Raw genomic sequence first — 18,624 nt, 5'->3', positions numbered from 1 at the left:
CAGCGGATCAGCGCTGTATCGACTTGACCTCGAGGAACTCCTCGAGCCCGAACAGCCCGGCCTCACGTCCGTTCCCAGATTGCTTGTATCCGCCGAACGGTGCGTTGGCGTTGAATGCGCCCGCGTTGATCTGCACCTGGCCCGCGCGGATGCGGCGCGCGATCTTCTCGGCCCGGTCCGCCGACCCGGACCAGACCGCGCCTGCCAGGCCGTAATCCGTGGCGTTGGCGATGCGCACCGCCTCGTCTTCGGAGTCGTAGGCCTCGATCGCGAGAACGGGGCCGAAGACCTCCTCCTTGTGGATCGTCATGTCTTCGGTGACGTCGGAGAACACGGTCGGCCGGACGAAAGCGCCGGGAGCGTCGGAGTCGGTGTCGCCGCCGGCGACCAGGCGGGCTCCTTCATCGATCGCGGTGCGGATGTGGCCGAGCACCCGCTTCTGCTGTGCGCGAGACGACAGCGGGCCCAACGCAGTCCCGTCCTCGGCGGGATCGCCGACCGGAAGCGCCTCGGCGGTCGCCTTCGCGAGCGCCTCCACCTCGGCCAATCTGTCGCGCGGGACGATCATGCGGGTCAGCGCCGAGCAGGTCTGTCCGGAGTTGAGCATCATCGACTTCACCGAAGCCGGCACGGCCGTTTGCAGGTCGGCGTCGTCCAGGATGATGTTGGGGCTCTTGCCGCCGAGTTCGAGCGAGACGCGTTTGACCGTGCGGGCGGCGATCTCCTGCACTCGCCTGCCCGCGCGGGTCGATCCGGTGAAACTCACGATGTCGACGCCGTCATGCCCGGCGATCGCCTCGCCGACCTCCGCGCCGGTTCCGAACACGATGTTGAAAACCCCTGGCGGCAACCCGATCTCGTCGACGATCTCGGTCAGTGCGATCGCGCACAGCGGGGTGACCTCGCTGGGTTTGACGACGACGGTGTTGCCGGCGGCCAGACCGTAACCCACCTTCAGCGCGATCTGGTGCAGCGGATAGTTCCACGGCGTGATCGCACCGAGGACACCGAACGGCTCGCGCACGATCGTCGACCCGCGGTACTCGCCTTCGAACTCGTAGTCGCGCACGATGTTCGCGGCCTCGGCGAAGCTGTTGATCGGCAGCGGCAGCTGGACCGCCCGGGAAATCGAGATGGGACAACCCATTTCGGCGGAGATCGTGCGGGCCAGGTCTTCTGCGCGTTCGGTCAGCTTGCCCGCGATCGCGGTGAGGTAATCGGCACGCTCCCCGACGGGTGTCGCCGACCAGCCCGGGAAGGCCGCCCGGGCGGCGGCGACCGCAGCGTCGACGTCGGCGGCCGTACCGGCCACCACCTCGGCGATCACCTCGTCGTTGGCCGGGTTGGTGACGGGGATGCGCGACGTTCCGCTCGATACGGTCCACTTGCCGTCGATGTAGTTGGTGTCATGGTTCTTCATCGGTGACCTCTTCGTTCTACGACTTCCCCAGTCAGCAGGTGCGCGCCCTCGTGCCCACCGAGTACCGGCATGAATGGAACTGGGCTTGCCTGACACATTTCCATGCCAGACGCGAGACGCGCATCACTATGGGCACGGTGAGTGGCTGCCGCGGGTCTCGATAGAGCAGACCCGCCCACAACACGACATTTCCGGCCACTGCGGGCCAGTTCCGCAGTCGTCGACGCGGCGCGGGCACGCCGACGCTGGCGCCGCACCGCCGGTCACGACCGCGGCTGACTACCCTGGCCCGGGTGAACCTCGACGGCAATCAAGCGTCCATCCGGGAGGCGATCGACGCCGGCCTGCTGGCCGGTGCGGTCACCATGGTGTGGCACGCGGGCAAGGTGGTACAGGTCAACGCGCTGGGAAACCGCGACGTCGAGGCCCGGTTGCCGATGCAACGCGACACCGTGTTCCGGATCGCGTCGATGACCAAACCTGTCACCGTGGCGGCGGCGATGGCGCTCGTCGAGGATGGCAAGGTCGCACTCACCGACCCGGTGACCAAGTGGCTGCCGGAGCTGTCGAACATGCGCGTGCTGCGGGAGCCGCGCGGCCCCTTGGACCGGACCGAACCGGCTCGGCGGCCGATCACGATCGACGATCTGATGACCCACCGCAGCGGGCTGGCCTACGTGTTCTCGGTGCTCGGGCCGCTGGCGTCGGCCTACGGAAGGCTGTCGCTGCGCCAGGACCAGGACCGCTGGTTGGGCGAGGTGGCCAAGCTGCCGCTGGCCCACCAGCCCGGCGACCGCCTGACCTACAGCCATTCCACCGACGTGCTCGGCATCGCCCTGTCCCGGATCGAGGGCAAGCCGCTGGCGCAGGTGCTCGCGGAGCGCATCTTCGAACCGCTGGGCATGACCGACACCGGATTCTCGGTCGATGCGGCAGGCCGGCGGCGGGCGGCGACGATGTACAAGCTGACGGCCGACAACACGTTGACCCACGATGTGATGGGGCCTCCGCCGATCACCGATCCACCGTTCTGCACCGGCGGCGCCGGCTTGTTCTCGACGGCCGACGACTACCTGAAGTTCGCCCGGATGCTGCTGTCCGGCGGAACCGTCGATGGTGTCCGCGTGTTGTCGGAGGAGTCGGTGCGGCTGATGCGCACCGACCGGCTCACCGCCGAGCAGAAGCAGTATCCCTTTCTGGGGGCACCGTTCTGGGTCGGCCGCGGCTTCGGGCTCAACCTGTCGGTCGTCACCGATCCCGCCAAGTCCCGCCAGCTGTTCGGCCCGGGCGGGCTCGGCACCTTCAGCTGGCCGGGCGCCTACGGCACGTGGTGGCAAGCCGATCCGTCAGCCGACCTGATCCTCATCTACCTGATCCAGAACCATCCGGACATGTCGGTGGACGCGGCCGCGATCTCGGGCAACACGTCGCTCGCGAAACTGCAGTCCGCACAACCGAAGTTCGTGCGCCGCACGTATCAAGCGCTCGACATCTGATCCGGCACGGAGCCCAGCTCGGCGAAAGTTGGCTTGTGTTCGCGATTTGGGCAATCCCTCGCGCACAAGCCAACATTCGATGAGGTCTTCCTGTCCCGCCCCGGTTACCCGGGATCAACCTCCGCGGGCGATGACGGCAGCGCAGCAGCCAGCTTCGCCTCCGCGATCCGGTAGAAGCCGTCGAGCGCCGACTCGTCGACGCTGAGGTACTCGCTGACCACCTCGGGAGCGACGCCGGCATCACGCAACCGCAACGCCAGGGAGTACGGCAGCGGCAGAACCCGTAATGCCTGTTCCCTCGCGTCGCGGCGGTCGGTCATGTGATCAGCATGCGGTCGACCGGGCAGGACCGAGCGAGTAGCGGGATACTCGAATCAAGCGTGCCTACGCCGCACGAGGGCCGCGAGTTCGGCACGGGTGGCCACCCCGGTCTTCGCCATGGCTCGGTAGATGTGCCCGTCGACCGTACGGGCGGAGAGGTTCAGCCGCGCGGCGATCGCCCGGCTCGACAGCCCGCCGCCGATGAGCATCGCGATCTCGCGTTCACGCTCGGTGAGCGGAAGCCGTTCCATCGCGGCGAGCAGAATCGGCGTCACCGCGCCGCCGCACCGAGCGGCCAGCTCGGCGGCGCGAGTGGCCAGACCGAGTGCCGATCCGCGCATATCCTTCCTGCGATACACCACGGCCGCGTGAGCTGCCGCATCGGCCGCCGTCACGGCATCGCCGATCGCTTCGAACAGATCCACGACGGCGGCGAGGCCATCGGCGTCGTCGTGCTTGAGTGCATGGCCGAACGCCGCGGCCGCGCCTACCCGCGGTCCCTCGACAAGCGTCGTCAATTCCTCCAGCCGGTCTGCTCCGGTGTGGTCGCCGAACTGGGTCGCGGTCTGCAGACACAGCACCTCGGCGGCGAACTGCCCATTGGCCCTGGCCTTCTCGGCACCGTCCCGCACGGCGGCGGCGGCCTCGGACACCGCACCCTGCGAAGCCGACACCCACGCCCGGACCAGCGCCTCCTCGTAACCGAGGTATTGCCAGCTCGGGTGTCGACACCGATGCAGTTCGTCGAGCGTTGAGTCGTCGGCTCGGCCCCGCATCGCCAGGGCCAGGGACCACGGCAGCCGGAAGCGATAGCCGAAGCCGTTGGTTTCGCCGGCCGCCGCCATCAGCTCGACGACCGGGTGCAGAAGATCCGACGCGACGTCGAGCCGGCCGGCGCCGAGGGCCGCCCGGCCCGCCAGCGCAGTACCGAACAACTGTGCGACGCCGGGTAACTCGGCAGCCTGTCGCCGCTGCCGGTCGGCTTCGCGCTCGGCCTCGGCGATCTGTCCGGCCAGCAGCAGGGCGCCGATGTGGCCGTCGGCGATCACGAACCGCATGTGGGCAGCGTCGAACGAGCTGTCGGCAATGCGATAACCGCGGTGCGCGGCGGCCACCGCGGTTTGCGTTCGCCCGGCGTCGCCGGCGGAAACCGCGACGGCCCAGCCGGTCACCGCGCCGACGATGCCCGGCAGCGCTTCGAGATTCAGTCCCGCCGCAGCGGCCGCGGCCGTCTCGGGCGTGCCCACAGCGGCTCCGTGTACCGCATAGAAGGCATCGACGCATGCGCGCGCATCGGCGGGTATCGAGGCCGATGCCTCATCGATACGCCGTTTCGCCCGCACCGGGTCGGCCAATGACCACAACTCGTTGGAGGCCCGCAGGAACGCCAGACGCGCACGGCCGTCGTCGGTGAGGTCAGCGGTACGGATCGCGTCCAACACCGCGTCGGACTCCTCACCTCTGCTCAGCCACGACAAGGCGTGCGCCTGAATGAAGTTGGCCTCGACTCCCCCGCCCGCGCGCACGGCCGCCGCGGCCAGCCGGTCCGCGAGCGGCAAGTCCGACAACCACACCGCGCCCTGCGCAGCGCGGGTCAGCAGTTCGGGATCGGGTTTGAGATCCGAGTCCAAGGTCAGCGTCGCCCGGTGTACGACGACGCGCATGGCGTCACGGTCATCGCAGTGCGCGAGCTCGGTGGCGACAAGACCGCGCAGCCTGCGCAACCGCGTGCCCGGTACGCGTTTGCGTCGCACCTCGGCATAGAGCGGGTGCGCGACGCGCACCTCGACGCCACTTTCGATGGCATCCAGCGTGATAAGCCCACGGGCCTCGGCCTCTTCCACCGCGGAACTCGCGGCGATAGATGTCAGCAAGCTCAACTGGATCGGCTCGGCGACGGCGAGAATATCGATCACCTCGCCGACCGACGGCGGCAGCGCACCGATGCGCGATTCGATCAGCTCGACCAAACCCGGTGGTATCACCGGATCGCCGATCCATCGCCAATATCCGTGCCGGCCGGCAAGTCGGCCCTGCGCGACCTCCTGCTCGACAATGTTGCGGAGGTAGAGGGCATTGCCCCTCGTCATCCGCCACAGCCGGCCCGCCGCATCGGGGTCGAGCGGCCCACCGAGCGCGGCGTGCACGAGCCGGATCGACTCGTCGCGCGACAGCGGCTGCAGGTCGAGCCGCTCGAATTGCCCGCCGGTCCACACCTCGTGGACGGAAGCCGGAACCGTGGTGCCGTCCCGAACGGTCAGCAGAAGCTTGGCGGCCTCGCGCTGAACGATCTGATGCAGTACGAAGGCGGACAGGTCGTCGAGCAGATGGGCATCGTCGACGCAGACCACGACGGATCGACCGTTCGAGGTCGCCGTCATCGCCTCGATCACCCGGCCCACGAGAGCGACGTTGTCGGCGTCAGCCGTACCGACCCATCTGGCGAATGTCCCCAACGGGAGATCCCGGGCCGCCGATGTTCCGACGGCCCAACGAGTTTCATGACCTCTGGTCGCGACGGCACCCAACGCCTCACGAGCGATTCGGCTCTTGCCGACTCCGGCGGCCCCGTGAATCACGATTCCCGACAGATCGGCCGAGGACAGCGCGGCGTCGATGAGCCGCGCCTCCTCCAGCCGCCCGGTCAGCGGCCAGACGAGACTCACTCATCGAGATTAAGGTGCCCGCGAGTCGTTAGCAAAAGTAATGACAAACTTCGCCGCCGCGGGTCGGGCTGCTGTCAGCCGGCGCGGGCGAGCGCCTGGCGTGCGTAGGCGCGAACGTCGGCGTCGCCGTCGTCGAGCGCACCGGCAAGTGCGTCACGGGCCGCGGTTTGCGAGTCGGCCCACCGGCTCAGGCTCAGCACCGCTGCCTTGCGGACATCCAGATGCTGATCGGACAGTGCCCGCGCCAGCGTCGGCACCGCGATTGCCGGATCGGCGCCTGCCAACGCCCGCACCGCGCCCTGCCGGATCTGCCAGGCCGACTCGGTCAGTGCCTTCTCGACACTGGCCACGTCGTCGTCCGCGCACCCCACGGCCCCGAGCGAGGAGAGCGCTGCCGCGCGTACCAACGGATCCGGGTCGTGCAGCAGGTTCCGCACCGCATGGCCGCCGCTGCGCAACGTCGCCAACCCGCCGACCGCGCCGATCCGCACTTCCCGGTTCTCGTCGCGGGTGGCCTCGGCCACGCCGGCGTCATCGTCGACCGACACCAGTGCCCGCACCGCCTCGATCCGCACGCGGTGGTCGGGATCGGTGACGGCCGACCGGTACGCGACCCGGGTGCCTGCGCGCCGTGAACTCAGCAGGTATACCGACGCCGCCCGCACCACCGGATCCGGCGAGGCCAACCGAACGGCGAACGCCGCCGGTTCGGGCAGTACCTCCACGAGTTCCCGTACCGCTTCTGCGGTCTCCTGGCGCACCGCAGGGTCGTCGTCGGCGAGCGCGTCGACCAATGCCGCCTGGTAACCATCGGGCAGGTGTTCGACGAGTGTGGCGACCGCGGTGCGCCGCACCCCGGGGTCCGGGTCGGCAAAGAATCCCGCCAGGTCGGCCAGTGCCGGTTCCTCAAGCGCCAGCACGGCCGCGATGCGCGGCGACGGCGGTTGCGCCCCACCGTCGGTGCGCACCCGGGAACGCTCAGCGGCGGGTGCCCGCCCACCGTGGAGATCGGGCTGGGCGACCGCGGTGACCGGATGATCCGACGGCAGGTGTTCCAGCCCCGGCACGGGCACGAAACACGGTGCCACCGGACGTTTGACGAACTGCATGGTGCCGTCGGCACCCTTGTAGAGGTTGAGGTGGTAACGCCACTGCTCGTCATCCCGCTCGGGAAGATCGGCGCGTTCGTGATAGAGCCCCCACCGCGACTCGGTCCGGGTCAGTGATGACCGTGCCGCCATCTCCGCGCAGTCCCGGATGAACGACACCTCTGCCGCGCGCATCAATTCGTGTGGGGTCCGCGCGCCGATCTCCTCGATCTCGCCGACCATCCGCTCGAAGGTCTGCACCGCGATCGACAGCTTGGTCGCCGTCTTCGGCGGCGCGACGTAGTCGTTGACGAAGCGGCGCAGCTTGAACTCGACCTGTGGTTGCGGCGGACCGTCGGGGTGACGCAGCGGCCGATAGATCAACTCGTGCGCCTCGGCGATCTGATCGACCGGAAGTTCGCTCGGCGCAACCACATCGGACAGTGTCGACGCGGCGTGCTCACCGGCGAGATCACCGTAGACGAACGCACCGATCATGTAGTTGTGCGGCACACACGCCAGGTCGCCTGCCGCGTACAGCCCGGGCACGGTGGTGCGGGCATGCTCGTCGACCCACACACCGGATGCGGAATGTCCGGAGCACAAACCGATCTCGGATATGTGCATCTCGATGTCGTGGGTCCGGTAGTCGTGCCCGCGGTTGGCATGGAACGTGCCACGGGTGGGCCGTTCAGTGGTGTGGAGGATGTTCTCCAGTGCGGTGAGGGTCTCGTCGGGAAGGTGGCTCACCTTGAGATAGATGGGTCCGCGCGCGGATTCGATCTCCTGCTTGACCTCGGCCATCATCTGCCCCGACCAGTAGTCGGAATCGACGAACCGCTCCCCCAGCGCATTGACCTGATACCCGCCGAACGGATTGGCCACATAGGCGCAGGCCGGTCCGTTGTAGTCCTTGATGAGTGGATTGACTTGGAAGCACTCGATACCCGAGAGTTCCGCACCGGCGTGGTAGGCCATCGCGTAGCCGTCGCCGGCGTTCGTCGGGTTCTCGTATGTGCCGTAGAGATATCCCGACGCCGGCAGCCCGAGCCGCCCGCACGCACCGGTCGACAGGATCACGGCCTTGGCCGCAACGGTGACGAATTCGCCGGTACGGGTGTTGAATGCGGCGGCGCCAACCGCGCGGCCGTCCTGCGTGAGCACGCGCACCGGCATGAACCGATTCTCGATGCGGATCTTCTCGCGCATCGAACGCTGCCGGAGCACCCGGTAGAGCGCCTTCTTCACGTCCTTGCCCTCCGGCATGGGCAGCACGTAGGAGCCGGACCGGTGCACCCTGCGCACCGCGTATTCGCCGTGCTCGTCCTTCTCGAACTTCACGCCGTAGCGCTCCAGCCGCTGCACCATGGCGAAGCCCCGGGTCGCGGTCTGGTAAACGGTGCGCTGGTTGACGATTCCGTCGTTGGCGCGGGTGATCTCGGCGACGTAGTCTTCCGGCTCGGCCTTGCCGGGGATGACCGCGTTGTTCACGCCGTCCATGCCCATCGCCAGGGCCCCGGAGTGCCGCACATGCGCCTTCTCCAGCAGGAGTACCTGTGCGCCGTTCTCGGCGGCCGTCAGCGCCGCCATCGTCCCCGCGGTGCCACCCCCGATCACCAGGACATCGCAGTCCAGCCGGACGGCGTCGGACACGTCGGGTGCGGTCAGCTCGGTCATGATTGCTCCAGTGCGGCAATGATTTCGGCGCGTAGGGCCGAATGCGTGGACGGGTCGGCGCTACGCGGTTGCGGCACCTCGATCAGCGCCCGCAGCGGTTGCCCGGCACGGCCGAGCACCGCGACCCGGTCACCGAGGATCAACGCCTCGTCGACGTCGTGCGTGACGAAGACGATCGTCGTCGGGTGCGCGCGCCACGTGTCGATCAACAGCCGCTGCATGGCGGCACGCGTCTGGGTGTCGAGTGCCGCGAACGGCTCGTCCATCATCACCGCGCGTGGCGCACCGGCCAGTCCCCGGGCGAGTTGCACACGCTGACGCATACCACCGGACAGGCTCTTCGGCAGGAAGTCGGCGAACCCCGTCAGCCCGACCTCGGCGATCCACCGCTCGGCGCGCTCGCGCCTGCCCTGCCTGGGCAGGCCGCGAAGCTGAAGGGCGAGTTCGATGTTGGATCGCACGGTCCGCCACGGCAGCAGCGCGCTGTCCTGGAACACCATGCCGCGATCCCGCGACGTCGTCGTGACGAGTTCGCCGTCGGCCAGCACCCGGCCCGCATCCGGACGCAGAAGCCCGGTGAACGCGCGCAGCAGCGTCGACTTGCCACACCCGGACGGGCCGGTCAGCACCAGGATCTCCCCCGGTTCCACGGTGAGGCTCAACCCATCGATCACCGGAGTGTCGGTGTAGGACAGCCGGATCGCGTCGAGCTCCAATCGCATGCCCGCGGCAACCTCGGTGGCGGATGCGCTCATCGTGCGCCCTCCTCACCGCGCGGTAACCAGCGGGTGGCGCGGCGGCCGATGATTTCTACCGCTGCGGCGGTGCCGAACCCGAGGATGCCGATCGTGATGATGCCGACGAACACGTCGGGATAGTTCAGCACCGTATAGGCCTGCCACGTCCGGTATCCGACGCCGAGCCGGCCCGAGATCATCTCGGCCGAGATCACGCAGATCCAGGCCACCCCCATACCGACCGACAGGCCACCGAAAAGCCCCGGCAGGATTCCGGGCAACACGACTTGGCGCAGGACGTCGAGGCGCCCGCCGCCGAGTGTGCGGACCGAGTCCTCCCAGATGGTGGGCAGCGCGCGCACCGCGTGCCGGACGCTGACCATGATCGGGAAGTAGGCGGCGAGGAACGTGATGAACACGATCCCGGCCTCGTCGGTCGGGAACAGCAGGATCGCCACCGGCACCATCGCGATCGCCGGGATCGGCCGGGCCAGTTCGGTGAGCGGGCCGAAGATGTCGGCGAACAGGGCGGACCGGCCGAGCAGGATTCCGGTCACCACGCCGACGACGGCGGCAAGCCCGAATCCGGTGAGAATGCGGATCAACGACTGGCCGAGGTCCAGCCAGTACTCCGGCGTGCCGAGCCGATTCACCAGCGCCGCGGTGATCTCGGTGACGGTCGGCAAGGTGTCGAAGCGCAGCCCGAGCCGAATGTCGTTGGCGGTCAACAACTGCCACAGCACGACGGCGGTGATCACCGAGGCGAGCCGCACGAGCCGGCGTGGCCACGCCGACGCAGTGCGGCGCCGTGGTGCGGCGGACTCGGCCACCGGCAGGTCGGAGACCCCGGTGAGGACGGTTTCAGCGGTCGTCATACCGCACCGGCCAATGCCTGCGAATAGTCGACGACGACGCTGCCGGGATGAGCGGCGGTGTATCGCTGCGCACCGGCCGGAGTACCGAACGGGAGGTGTTCGGCGCCGGCTCGAACCCAGACCGCCTTGTCGGCAAACCAACGGGTGCCGAGCTCAGCATCCGGAACGTAAGCCGCCCGCACCTTGCTGCCGCCGCCCTCGGCCTCGCGGATCGCCTTGAGCAGGCAGGTCGGGGTTGCCGCGGGCGTGGTGGAGTCGGATCCGTCGAGCCACAACTCGCTTGCGGTGGCTGGGTTGTCGACGGCGGTATTGCACACCGCATCGGTCCCGCTCAGTACCGAAGGATTGGCGCCGGAGTTCAGCGCCTTGTCGTAGTCCTGTCCGCGCGCGGCGAACGCGGCACGCAGCGGACCGTCCTGCACGAAGCCCGCGACGTCGAGGTCGGCGAAGTTGTCGATCGACTTCAGGTACGGCACATCGCCCTTGAGCGCCTCGACCAGTGACGGCTTGAGTGTGGTGTCGAACGACGTGCCGCCGGGACCGTTGTAGAGGTAGACGACCTCCTGCGGCAGGCCGCTGGCCTCGGCGACGATGCGGGCCGCCTCGAGCGGTTCGGCGTTGAGGTAGTCGGTGGCGTCGAGTTGCGCCTGGAGGAAGGCGTCGAGCACCTCGGGGTGCTCGGCCGCATACGCCCGGCGGACCACGACGCCGTGCAACGTCGGGTAGTCCAACTCGGCGCCGTCGTAGAGAAGTTTGGCCTTGCCCTGGTGCACCAGCAGGCCGGGCCAGGCGACGAACTGTGAAAGCGCTTGAACCTGACCGGATTCCAGCGACGACGCACCGACCTGCGGCTGCTGGTTGAGCACTTCGACACCCGTCTTGGGATCGATGCCGGACTTCTCCAGTGCTTGGACGAGCATGCCGTGCCCGGCCGAACCCACACTCGCCGACACCTTCTTTCCGGCCAGGTCTCTCAACGATTGAGCCGGTGAGTCCGGTGTCACCACAACCATGTTCAGCGCGCCCTTGGGGTTGTAGCCGGTGACCGACACGATCTCGGTGCGGGCGCGCTCGTTGGCCTGCGTCTTCGACCCGTTGATCAGCATGGGATAGTCGCCCATCGATCCGATGTCGATCTTCTCGGCCACCATCTGCGCGGTGATCGGCGCTCCGGTGTCGTAGTCCTGCCACGTCACGTTGTACTTCGTGCCGGTGCTCGCGGTGATGTCACCGAGGCGGCGCTCCAGGTATCCCTGCGCGCGCAGCAGGGTTCCCGCGGTGACGGTATTGATGGTCTTGGACTGGTATCCGATGACGACGTCGACGGTATCGGCCGACTGCGTCGCGGAGTCGAGCGAGCATCCGGCCGTGGCGAGCGTGAGGCCGGCGGTGAGGGCGATCAGGGCTGTTTTCACGGGGTCCTCTAGCGGATCAAGTAGGGCATGTTGACGGTGACGGCTCCGGTTGGGCAGCGGGCCGCACACGGCCCGCAGTACCAGCACTCGTCGACATGCATGTACGCCTTGCCGTTCTCCGGCTTGATCGCAAGGGAATCCAGCGGGCACACGTCGACGCACAACGTGCAACCCTCGATGCACAGTGACTCGTCGATTGTCACCGGGACGTCGGCGCGTTGGTTGACCAGCGTCATGTGTCGCTCCTAAAGAGGTTGCCGCGCATGGTGATCCGGTCACCACGCATCCGGATGTACTCGAGGTCGACGGGCCTGCCGTCGTCCAGGCTCGTGAGCCGCTCGGCCATCAACAACGCCGAGCCGTTCGGCACCTGAAGAGTGGCCGCGGAGTGCGGGTCTGCCGAAACCGCCTCCAGCGCAAAGGTTGCGCCGCCCAGGCGTTGCCCGCTGACGCGCTCGATCAGCGCGAAGACGTCGTTGGTCTCGAGCGGGAACGCGATCACCGCTTCACCGATGTCGGGTGCCAGATAGGTCAGGTCCAGCGACAGTGGAAGATCGCCGAGGTAGCGCAACCGCTCGATGAACACCACCTGCGCGCCGGGTTCCAGCGCGAGCTTGCGGGCCACCGCGGGCGGGGCGGCCAGGCGCTGCACGGCGCGCACCTCGTTGCGGACCTCACCGTAATCCTTGAACGTCTCCTTGAGGCCGACGAGCGCGTCGAGCCCGTGGTCGAACTTGCGGACCGCCACATGGGTGCCGACCTTGGTGCCGCGCTCGATCAGCCCCTCGTTTTTCAGTACGGCCAGTGCTTCCCGGATGGTGTTGCGGGATACGAAGAACTCCGCGGCCAGGTCGGCCTCGGCGGGCAGTCCGCGATCGTAGGCGCCGTCGTAGATCTGGTGCCGTAGGACGTCGGCAACCTGGCGTGCCCGGTCGGCGCGGGGACGGCGGACCGGCAACGAAACAGGTTGTGCATCGGGCTGCGACACGCATCAAACGGTAAGGGCGGTTCCACGGGTGGCGCAGCGCGGCGAATCCGGTGTCGGCGCAGGTTAACTGATTGCGCCCCCTGCCACTGACGCCCACCAGCCCAAACCCCGGCACCGCAGGAGTATTGCGCCACCTGGGACTCGAAGAGAATTTACAATCCGGCTGAGCGTAAATCTGCCCTGCCCGCCGAGCGGCCCCGACGGGCGGGTTCAGCCGGCCACCACGTGATGCACTCCGTGCGGCAGCGGGATGCGTTGCACTGCAGTCAGTCCTGGGTCGTCAGCCGATCCGACCCGGTACACCTGCACCCCCGAACCGTTACCGCCGGGCCGGCCCTCGTACACGGTCGCCAGGAAGTACCGTCCGGTGGCGTCGAACGTGCCGCCCTCCGGCAGGACTCCGTCGAGGTGGTAGTCGCCGACCTTGCTCAGTTCGCCGGTGTCGCCGTCGAGTCGCAGCAGACTGACTGTCGCGTGGTCGTCGTGCAGCGGCGATCCGGCGGGTACGGCGGTGCCACGCATGTTCACCGTGGCCACCCAGCGGCCGTCCGGGCTGATCGCCAACCCCTCCGCCGACTTGTCAGACTCCGCGGTACCGACTTTCCGCGGCTGATCCGCGCCGAGATCGCCCACCCGGATCACGCTGAGCGTGGAGCGACCGGTGGGCAACCGCTTGTTCAGGTCGGTGGTGCTGAGGTCGCGGCCCCAGTCCGAGGTGAGGTAGTGACGTCCATCGGGCGTGAACCGGCCCACGAATGGATCCACTCCGGTGGCGACCGGTTCGCCCCACGCATGCACGCCCGGCCGGCCAGGAACGGACGTGTCGACCGTGAAGAAGGCAACGCGGTTCTGGCTGTCGATGTTGACGGCCAGCGCACGGCCGGTCGGATGCCAGTGCACGTTGGTCGCGGTCACGCCGCCACGTGGCTTGCCGGCTTCGCCGGGGACCCCGAGGGCGGCCAGATCGAATTGCTCCACAGCGCCGAACCCGTCCGGCGTCCACGAGATCAACTGCAGCAGCGACGAATCCGCCGTGTTCGACACCACCGCGATGTGGCTGCCGTCCGGATGCACGGCAAGCGCCTCGGGCGATGGCGCGATCGTGGCGACGTCGCCGATCGCCGGCGCCTGCCGGTTCGAGATGTTCACCGCGAAGAGCCGGTCACCGGGCGCCAGTTGCTGGGCCCTGGTATCGCCGACGTTGCGGGGTTTGAGCCGTTCGGCAACGAATGCCGTTGTGCCGTCGGGCGACAACGCAAGCACTTCCGGCGCGGCCGTCACCGAATTCGAAACCTCGACGTGCGCGGTGTCCACGACGCCGTCCCGCACGCTGACGGTGCTCAGCAGGTCTCGATGGCCCGCCGAGACGGGAGCCAGGATTCCGTCGGCATACGTGCTCGCCAGGTGGTCGCCGTCGGACAGGGCGACGAGTCGCTCGATCGTGACCGCCGGCTCCTCTTCTCGTGGCGTGGCACAGGCAGCGGCGACGACGACCGTGAGGCAGATGACGGAGGTGCGCAATGCGGGCATGCCACCAGCCTCGGCGACGGCTGATTCAGTATCAATCGGTAGTTCAAGGGCTGTGATAGGCGAATACGATCACGGGTATGGACCTGCGGTCGGTCGAGTGCTTCATCCGCGTGGCCGAAACGCTGCATTTCGGCCGGGCGGCCACCGACCTTCACCTCAGCCAGCCCGCACTGAGTCAACGCATCAGGACGCTCGAGCGCGACGTCGGTGCCACACTGCTGGATCGCGACCGCCGCGGCGTCCGGTTGACCGCGGCCGGGGTGGCATTCCTGGCGCCCGCGCGCGCCATGCTGGCCCACGGCGGACACGCGATCGATGTCGCGCGACGGGCCGAGCAAGGCCTGCACGGTCGTCTGCGTCTGGGCTTCACGGTCGTCGCCTCCTACACCCGGCTGCCGCGGGCGGTGCAGCGGTTCCGCAGCACCTTCCCGGACATCACGATCGATCTGGTCGAGTTCAACTCGCCCGCGGTCGAAGAGGCACTCGACCGTGGCGAGATCGATGTCGGTGTGCTGCATCCACCGTTGGCGCGAACGCATTTGCGGTACCGGGAACTTCCCGACGAACCACTCGTGCTGGCGTTGCCGACCCACCATCCACTGTGCGGGCACACGACGATCGGTTTCAGGGATCTGGCCGGTGAAGCGTTGTTGGCCGCACCGCGAAGCGTGGGTCCGGTGTTGTTCGACAAACTCGTCGGCTGCTTCCGCAGCGCCGGGGTCGAACCCGTCATCGTGCAGGAAGCCACCCCGGTGACGACGCTCGCAGGCCTCGTCGCCGCGGGCGCCGGCATCGGTTTCGTCACTCGCGGCGTGGCGGCGGCGAGCCGGCCGGGCGTCGTGTTCCGTGAAGTGGTTGGGGCGCCGGGGGTTCCGATGGCGATCGCCTGGACCGGCCCGAAACCGCCGCCGACGGCCCGGCGGTTCCTCGACGTCATCGACGAGGTGTGGCGAGACGGTCAGTAACCCAGGTTCGCGATCGTGTACGCCAACGGGTACGTGCCGAGCTCCTGGCGGCCCGGGCCGTTGACCTTCAGCGGTGCCGGTGCACCGTTGTCGCCGAACGCGCCGGCGAGCCGGCCGGGATCGACGGTGCCCGCGAGCCAATAGGAGCCCAGTGCGAACGGCAAGCTGTTCGATGTGGTGATCTCCGGACCGTCGGACAACTGGAAGTGCAGATGCGGATTCCTGGCATTCCCGGAGCTGCCGAGCTTGCCGATCACCTGCCCCTTCTTGACCTGATCGCCCGTCCGCACCGTGATACTGCCGGGTTGCAGGTGGCCGTAGATCGCCCACACTCCGGGCGCAATCTGCTGCGAGACATGATTTCCCGTGTAATCCCGCGGGCCGCGCAGACCGGTCGCCGGGGTGTTCGGGGCTTGATCGGGCAACCCGTCGAAGGTCGACGCGACGGTTCCGTCGGCAACCGCCAGGACATCGGCCCCGAACCCGTACCACTGAACGTTCCGGCTTCCGTCCCCGTCGAACAACCGGCCGTTTCTGGCCTGTGCCCAGTCCACCGCGAACTCCTCGGCCTTCTTGATCGCGTTGCCGCCCACCGCAAGTCGAGCTGCGCGGTGCGAGGCGCCGGGCGCACAACAGGCGTTCGCGTTGAGCCACTGAGTTCCCTTGAGCGGCGCCGAGATCACCGTGGGTTCGCGGCTGTCCACGGTGAGTTCCGGTCCGCTGATCTCGCGCGTACCGATGATCGCGGCCGCCGGTGACGAGCCCGGCTCATATCGGATTCGGTGAGTGATCCGGTCCGGCACCTGTTCGGCGGCGATCGCCAGATCGATCACGGCGGCCAGTGCACCGCCCGCGGGGACGACGGCACTCGGCGATCCGGGAAACAGCGTGCTGCTGACCGCGGCGACGTCGGGTCCGTCCAACGCGAGCAACACCGAGCCGTCGGCACCGAGCACCTCGATCGACGTCACGGTCACCGGTGCGCTGAACACGTTCTGCAGGACGAGGTCGTACTCGACGTGCGTCCGGCGGTCACTGCCGGCCAGCCGCACCGGCGGCTTGACCGCCGACACGCTCAGCGCGGTGGTGGTCAACTCGGCCTGCGGCGTCGCCGGTACGGCTTCCGGTGGCGCCGCGGACGGCGATGCCGAGCAACCCGCCAACGACAGCACCGCCAGCGACGCGACCGCGCGAATCAGCGCCGCCCGCGCACGTCCACGACGCCGCGGCATCAGTTAGCTCTCCGGTGTTCCCGCGCCTCGCACCGCCCGCGACGCCGCCCGGATCTGGGGCGTCACGAGCATCACCTGGCCGAGCACACCGTTGACGAACCCGGGCGACTCATCGGTCGACAACTCCTTGGCCAACTCGACCGCTTCGTCCACCGCAACCGGTTCCGGTACGTCCTCGGCGTGCAGCAGCTCCCACACCGCGACGCGCAGGATCGCCCGATCCACGGCGGGCAGGCGCTCCAGGGTCCAGCCCTGCAGGTGCGCGGAGATCAGATCGTCGATGTGGGCGGCGTGTTCGGTGACCCCGCGTGCGACCGTGACCGTGTACGGGTTGAGCGGCGCGACGTCGGGCTCGTCCTCGGCCAGCGCGGCGCGGGCATCCGCGACCGCCTCCGCGGTCAGGCCACGTGCCTCGGCCTCGAAGAGGAGGTCGACGGCGCGCTTGCGGGCCTGATGGCGGCCCCGGTCGCCACGACGGTCAGGCATTCACCCGGCCGAGGTAGCTGCCGTCGCGGGTGTCCACCTTGAGCTTGTCGCCGGTGTTGATGAACAGCGGAACCTGGATCTCGGCACCGGTCTCCATGGTGGCGGGCTTGGTGCCCGCGCTCGAGCGGTCGCCCTGCAGGCCGGGTTCGGTGTGGGTGACTTCGAGTTCAACCGACACCGGCAGCTCGAGGTACAGCGGCACACCGTCGTGGAATGCGATCTGCACCGGCAGGCTCTCGAGCAGGAACCCGGCCGCCCGGCCGACGAGCGATTCGGGCAGCGGATGCTGGTTGAAGTCCTCGGAGTCCATGAACACGAAGTCGCTGCCGTCGCGGTACAGGTAGGTCGCGTCACGCCGGTCGACGGTGGCGGTCTCCACCTTGACGCCGGCGTTGTAGGTCTTGTCGACGACCTTTCCGGACACGACATTCTTCAGCTTCGTCCGCACGAACGCCGGGCCTTTGCCTGGCTTGACGTGCTGGAATTCGACGATCTGCCACAGTTGGCCGTCGATCTGCAGGACGAGACCGTTCTTGAAGTCGGCAGTCGATGCCATGGTCGGTGTAGCTCCTAGCTTTCTGTCACAGGATGGCCAGTTCCTTGGGGAACCGGGTAAGCAGTTCTGGCGCGGCGGTGTCACCGCCGGTGCCACTGCCGAAGCCCTCGGCGCTTTCGCCGCCGGGCACGACCAGCGTGTCCTCGATACGGACGCCGCCGCGGTCTGGCAGGTAGACACCTGGCTCGACGGTCACCGCAGAGCCAGCAAGCAGTGTACCGGCGGCCGCGGAGTTGATTCCCGGCGCTTCGTGGATCTGCAACCCCACGCCGTGCCCGAGCCCGTGGCCGAAGTACTCGGCGTAGCCGGCGTCGGCGATGACTTCGCGCGACGCCGCGTCGACCGAGCTGAGGACGACGCCGGCCGCCAGTGCCTCACGGCCGGCCCGCTGCGCCGTCGCCACCAGGTCGTAGATGTCGCGCTGCCACTGCGCGGCCTGCCCGAGCACGAACGTGCGGGTCATGTCGGAGTGGTAGCCCTCGACTGCCGCACCGAAATCGATCTTCACGAAGTCTCCGACCGCCAGCACCGCGTCAGTGGGCCGATGGTGCGGTATCGCGGAGTTGGCGCCCGTGGCGACGATCGTCTCGAACGACGGTCCGTCGGCCCCGTGGTCGAGCATGAGCGATTCGAGATCGCGACGCACCTCTTTCTCGGTGCGCCCGGGCCGCAGCCCGCCCCGTTCGATCAGATCGGCGAGCGCGGCGTCGGCGGCTTCACAGGCCAGACGCAGCATCGCGATCTCGCCCGCGTCCTTGACCTCCCGCAGCGCCTCGACCGCACCTGCCGCCCGGACCAGGCGGACGTCGTCACCGGCTGCCTTGGTCAGCGCCCCGAAGACATCGACCGTCACGACATGGCTTTCGAAACCGAGCCGGCGGACACCGTCGGCGGCGGCGCGCGCGGCCAGATGTGGCCCGCAGGCCCGCTCGATGACGAGCTCGGCGTCAGGCGACTGGTGAGCCGCCTGCGTCCGGTAACGCCCATCGGTGGCGAGCACCGGCGTTTCGTCGGAGACACGAACCAGCAGCGCGGCGTTCGAGCCCGTGAATCCGGACAGGTAACGCACGTTGACCAGGTCGGTTACCAGCATGGCGTCCAGGTCGGCGGCCACGAGCCGCTGCCGCAATCGCTCCCTGCGCTGGGAAATAGTCACGGTCTGTGACGCTACT

16 protein-coding genes are annotated in these 18,624 nt (G+C 68.3%); 2 read left to right on the top strand and 14 right to left on the bottom strand.

Features of this window, described 5'->3' with window-relative positions; genetic code table 11:
- Nucleotides 1–7: 7 nt before the first annotated feature.
- Complete coding sequence (locus AWC31_RS00555) at nt 8–1,420, bottom strand: aldehyde dehydrogenase family protein (protein WP_085141848.1); 1,413 nt, start codon at nt 1,418–1,420, stop codon at nt 8–10.
- A 293-nt stretch (nt 1,421–1,713) separates the two neighbouring features.
- On the opposite strand from AWC31_RS00555, the gene AWC31_RS00550 reads away from it, so the two are divergent.
- The gene (locus AWC31_RS00550; RefSeq protein ID WP_085141847.1) at nt 1,714–2,916 is read left to right on the top strand and encodes a serine hydrolase domain-containing protein; all 1,203 of its coding nucleotides are present in this window, start codon (nt 1,714–1,716) and stop codon (nt 2,914–2,916) included.
- A gap of 104 nt (nt 2,917–3,020) precedes the next feature.
- Here the strand turns inward: AWC31_RS00550 and AWC31_RS00545 are convergent, their stop codons facing one another.
- The 9 genes from AWC31_RS00545 to AWC31_RS00505 all read right to left on the bottom strand — a co-directional run bounded on the left by AWC31_RS00545 (nt 3,021) and on the right by AWC31_RS00505 (nt 14,213).
- Nucleotides 3,021–3,236, bottom strand: a complete 216-nt coding sequence (locus AWC31_RS00545) for a hypothetical protein (protein ID WP_067845131.1) — start codon at nt 3,234–3,236, stop codon at nt 3,021–3,023.
- Nucleotides 3,237–3,290: 54 nt separating this feature from the next.
- Nucleotides 3,291–5,903, bottom strand: a complete 2,613-nt coding sequence (locus AWC31_RS00540) for a helix-turn-helix transcriptional regulator (RefSeq protein ID WP_085141846.1) — start codon at nt 5,901–5,903, stop codon at nt 3,291–3,293.
- Nucleotides 5,904–5,977: 74 nt separating this feature from the next.
- Nucleotides 5,978–8,668 (bottom strand): fumarate reductase/succinate dehydrogenase flavoprotein subunit, encoded by a 2,691-nt coding sequence (locus tag AWC31_RS00535; protein ID WP_085141844.1) that lies wholly within the window; start codon nt 8,666–8,668, stop codon nt 5,978–5,980.
- Nucleotides 8,665–9,423: an ABC transporter ATP-binding protein gene (locus tag AWC31_RS00530; protein WP_067845127.1), complete on the bottom strand. Its 759-nt coding sequence runs from the start codon at nt 9,421–9,423 to the stop codon at nt 8,665–8,667. The genes AWC31_RS00535 and AWC31_RS00530 overlap by 4 nt, the downstream gene beginning before the upstream one ends.
- The gene (locus AWC31_RS00525) at nt 9,420–10,280 is read right to left on the bottom strand and encodes an ABC transporter permease (RefSeq protein WP_085141842.1); all 861 of its coding nucleotides are present in this window, start codon (nt 10,278–10,280) and stop codon (nt 9,420–9,422) included. The genes AWC31_RS00530 and AWC31_RS00525 overlap by 4 nt, the downstream gene beginning before the upstream one ends.
- Nucleotides 10,277–11,695 (bottom strand): ABC transporter substrate-binding protein, encoded by a 1,419-nt coding sequence (locus AWC31_RS00520; protein ID WP_085141840.1) that lies wholly within the window; start codon nt 11,693–11,695, stop codon nt 10,277–10,279. The genes AWC31_RS00525 and AWC31_RS00520 overlap by 4 nt, the downstream gene beginning before the upstream one ends.
- Before the next feature lie 8 nt (nt 11,696–11,703).
- Complete coding sequence (locus AWC31_RS00515; protein ID WP_067845118.1) at nt 11,704–11,931, bottom strand: 4Fe-4S dicluster domain-containing protein; 228 nt, start codon at nt 11,929–11,931, stop codon at nt 11,704–11,706.
- On the bottom strand, nt 11,928–12,683 hold the full coding sequence (locus AWC31_RS00510; RefSeq protein WP_085141838.1) for a GntR family transcriptional regulator: 756 nt from the start codon (nt 12,681–12,683) through the stop codon (nt 11,928–11,930). The genes AWC31_RS00515 and AWC31_RS00510 overlap by 4 nt, the downstream gene beginning before the upstream one ends.
- 210 nt (nt 12,684–12,893) lie before the next feature.
- The gene (locus AWC31_RS00505; protein ID WP_085141836.1) at nt 12,894–14,213 is read right to left on the bottom strand and encodes a lactonase family protein; all 1,320 of its coding nucleotides are present in this window, start codon (nt 14,211–14,213) and stop codon (nt 12,894–12,896) included.
- 77 nt (nt 14,214–14,290) lie between these two features.
- On the opposite strand from AWC31_RS00505, the gene AWC31_RS00500 reads away from it, so the two are divergent.
- On the top strand, nt 14,291–15,178 hold the full coding sequence (locus AWC31_RS00500) for a LysR substrate-binding domain-containing protein (RefSeq protein WP_085141834.1): 888 nt from the start codon (nt 14,291–14,293) through the stop codon (nt 15,176–15,178).
- Here AWC31_RS00500 and AWC31_RS00495 read toward each other — a convergent pair.
- Genes AWC31_RS00495 through AWC31_RS00480 form a run of 4 tightly spaced genes read right to left on the bottom strand, consistent with a single transcriptional unit; the run spans nt 15,172 to nt 18,608 of the window.
- Nucleotides 15,172–16,410 (bottom strand): M23 family metallopeptidase, encoded by a 1,239-nt coding sequence (locus AWC31_RS00495; protein ID WP_085141832.1) that lies wholly within the window; start codon nt 16,408–16,410, stop codon nt 15,172–15,174. The two genes, AWC31_RS00500 and AWC31_RS00495, sit on opposite strands and share 7 nt — an antisense overlap.
- A gap of 3 nt (nt 16,411–16,413) precedes the next feature.
- Nucleotides 16,414–16,896 (bottom strand): transcription antitermination factor NusB, encoded by a 483-nt coding sequence (nusB, locus tag AWC31_RS00490; RefSeq protein WP_085141830.1) that lies wholly within the window; start codon nt 16,894–16,896, stop codon nt 16,414–16,416.
- Nucleotides 16,889–17,452, bottom strand: a complete 564-nt coding sequence (gene efp / locus AWC31_RS00485; RefSeq protein WP_067845106.1) for an elongation factor P — start codon at nt 17,450–17,452, stop codon at nt 16,889–16,891. The genes nusB and efp overlap by 8 nt, the downstream gene beginning before the upstream one ends.
- 25 nt (nt 17,453–17,477) lie before the next feature.
- A complete protein-coding gene (locus AWC31_RS00480; RefSeq protein WP_085141828.1) occupies nt 17,478–18,608 on the bottom strand; it encodes an aminopeptidase P family protein in 1,131 nt (376 codons plus the stop codon).
- Between the last annotated feature and the right edge of the window lie 16 nt (nt 18,609–18,624).

It is taken from the genome of Mycolicibacterium wolinskyi, assembly GCF_002101965.1.
Lineage (GTDB): Bacteria > Actinomycetota > Actinomycetes > Mycobacteriales > Mycobacteriaceae > Mycobacterium > Mycobacterium wolinskyi.
This window is presented reverse-complemented; position numbering and strand designations above follow the sequence as displayed.

What these genes read in the sequence shown, in the direction of transcription:
- AWC31_RS00555 (WP_085141848.1), bottom strand. Translation starts at nt 1,420, where the DNA reads ATGAAGAACCATGACACCAACTACATCGACGGCAAGTGGACCGTATCG.
- AWC31_RS00545 (WP_067845131.1), bottom strand. Translation starts at nt 3,236, where the DNA reads ATGACCGACCGCCGCGACGCGAGGGAACAGGCATTACGGGTTCTGCCG.
- AWC31_RS00535 (WP_085141844.1), bottom strand. Translation starts at nt 8,668, where the DNA reads ATGACCGAGCTGACCGCACCCGACGTGTCCGACGCCGTCCGGCTGGAC.
- AWC31_RS00530 (WP_067845127.1), bottom strand. Translation starts at nt 9,423, where the DNA reads ATGAGCGCATCCGCCACCGAGGTTGCCGCGGGCATGCGATTGGAGCTC.
- AWC31_RS00525 (WP_085141842.1), bottom strand. Translation starts at nt 10,280, where the DNA reads ATGACGACCGCTGAAACCGTCCTCACCGGGGTCTCCGACCTGCCGGTG.
- AWC31_RS00515 (WP_067845118.1), bottom strand. Translation starts at nt 11,931, where the DNA reads ATGACGCTGGTCAACCAACGCGCCGACGTCCCGGTGACAATCGACGAG.
- AWC31_RS00505 (WP_085141836.1), bottom strand. Translation starts at nt 14,213, where the DNA reads ATGCCCGCATTGCGCACCTCCGTCATCTGCCTCACGGTCGTCGTCGCC.
- AWC31_RS00500 (WP_085141834.1), top strand. Translation starts at nt 14,291, where the DNA reads ATGGACCTGCGGTCGGTCGAGTGCTTCATCCGCGTGGCCGAAACGCTG.
- AWC31_RS00495 (WP_085141832.1), bottom strand. Translation starts at nt 16,410, where the DNA reads ATGCCGCGGCGTCGTGGACGTGCGCGGGCGGCGCTGATTCGCGCGGTC.
- nusB (WP_085141830.1), bottom strand. Translation starts at nt 16,896, where the DNA reads ATGCCTGACCGTCGTGGCGACCGGGGCCGCCATCAGGCCCGCAAGCGC.
- efp (WP_067845106.1), bottom strand. Translation starts at nt 17,452, where the DNA reads ATGGCATCGACTGCCGACTTCAAGAACGGTCTCGTCCTGCAGATCGAC.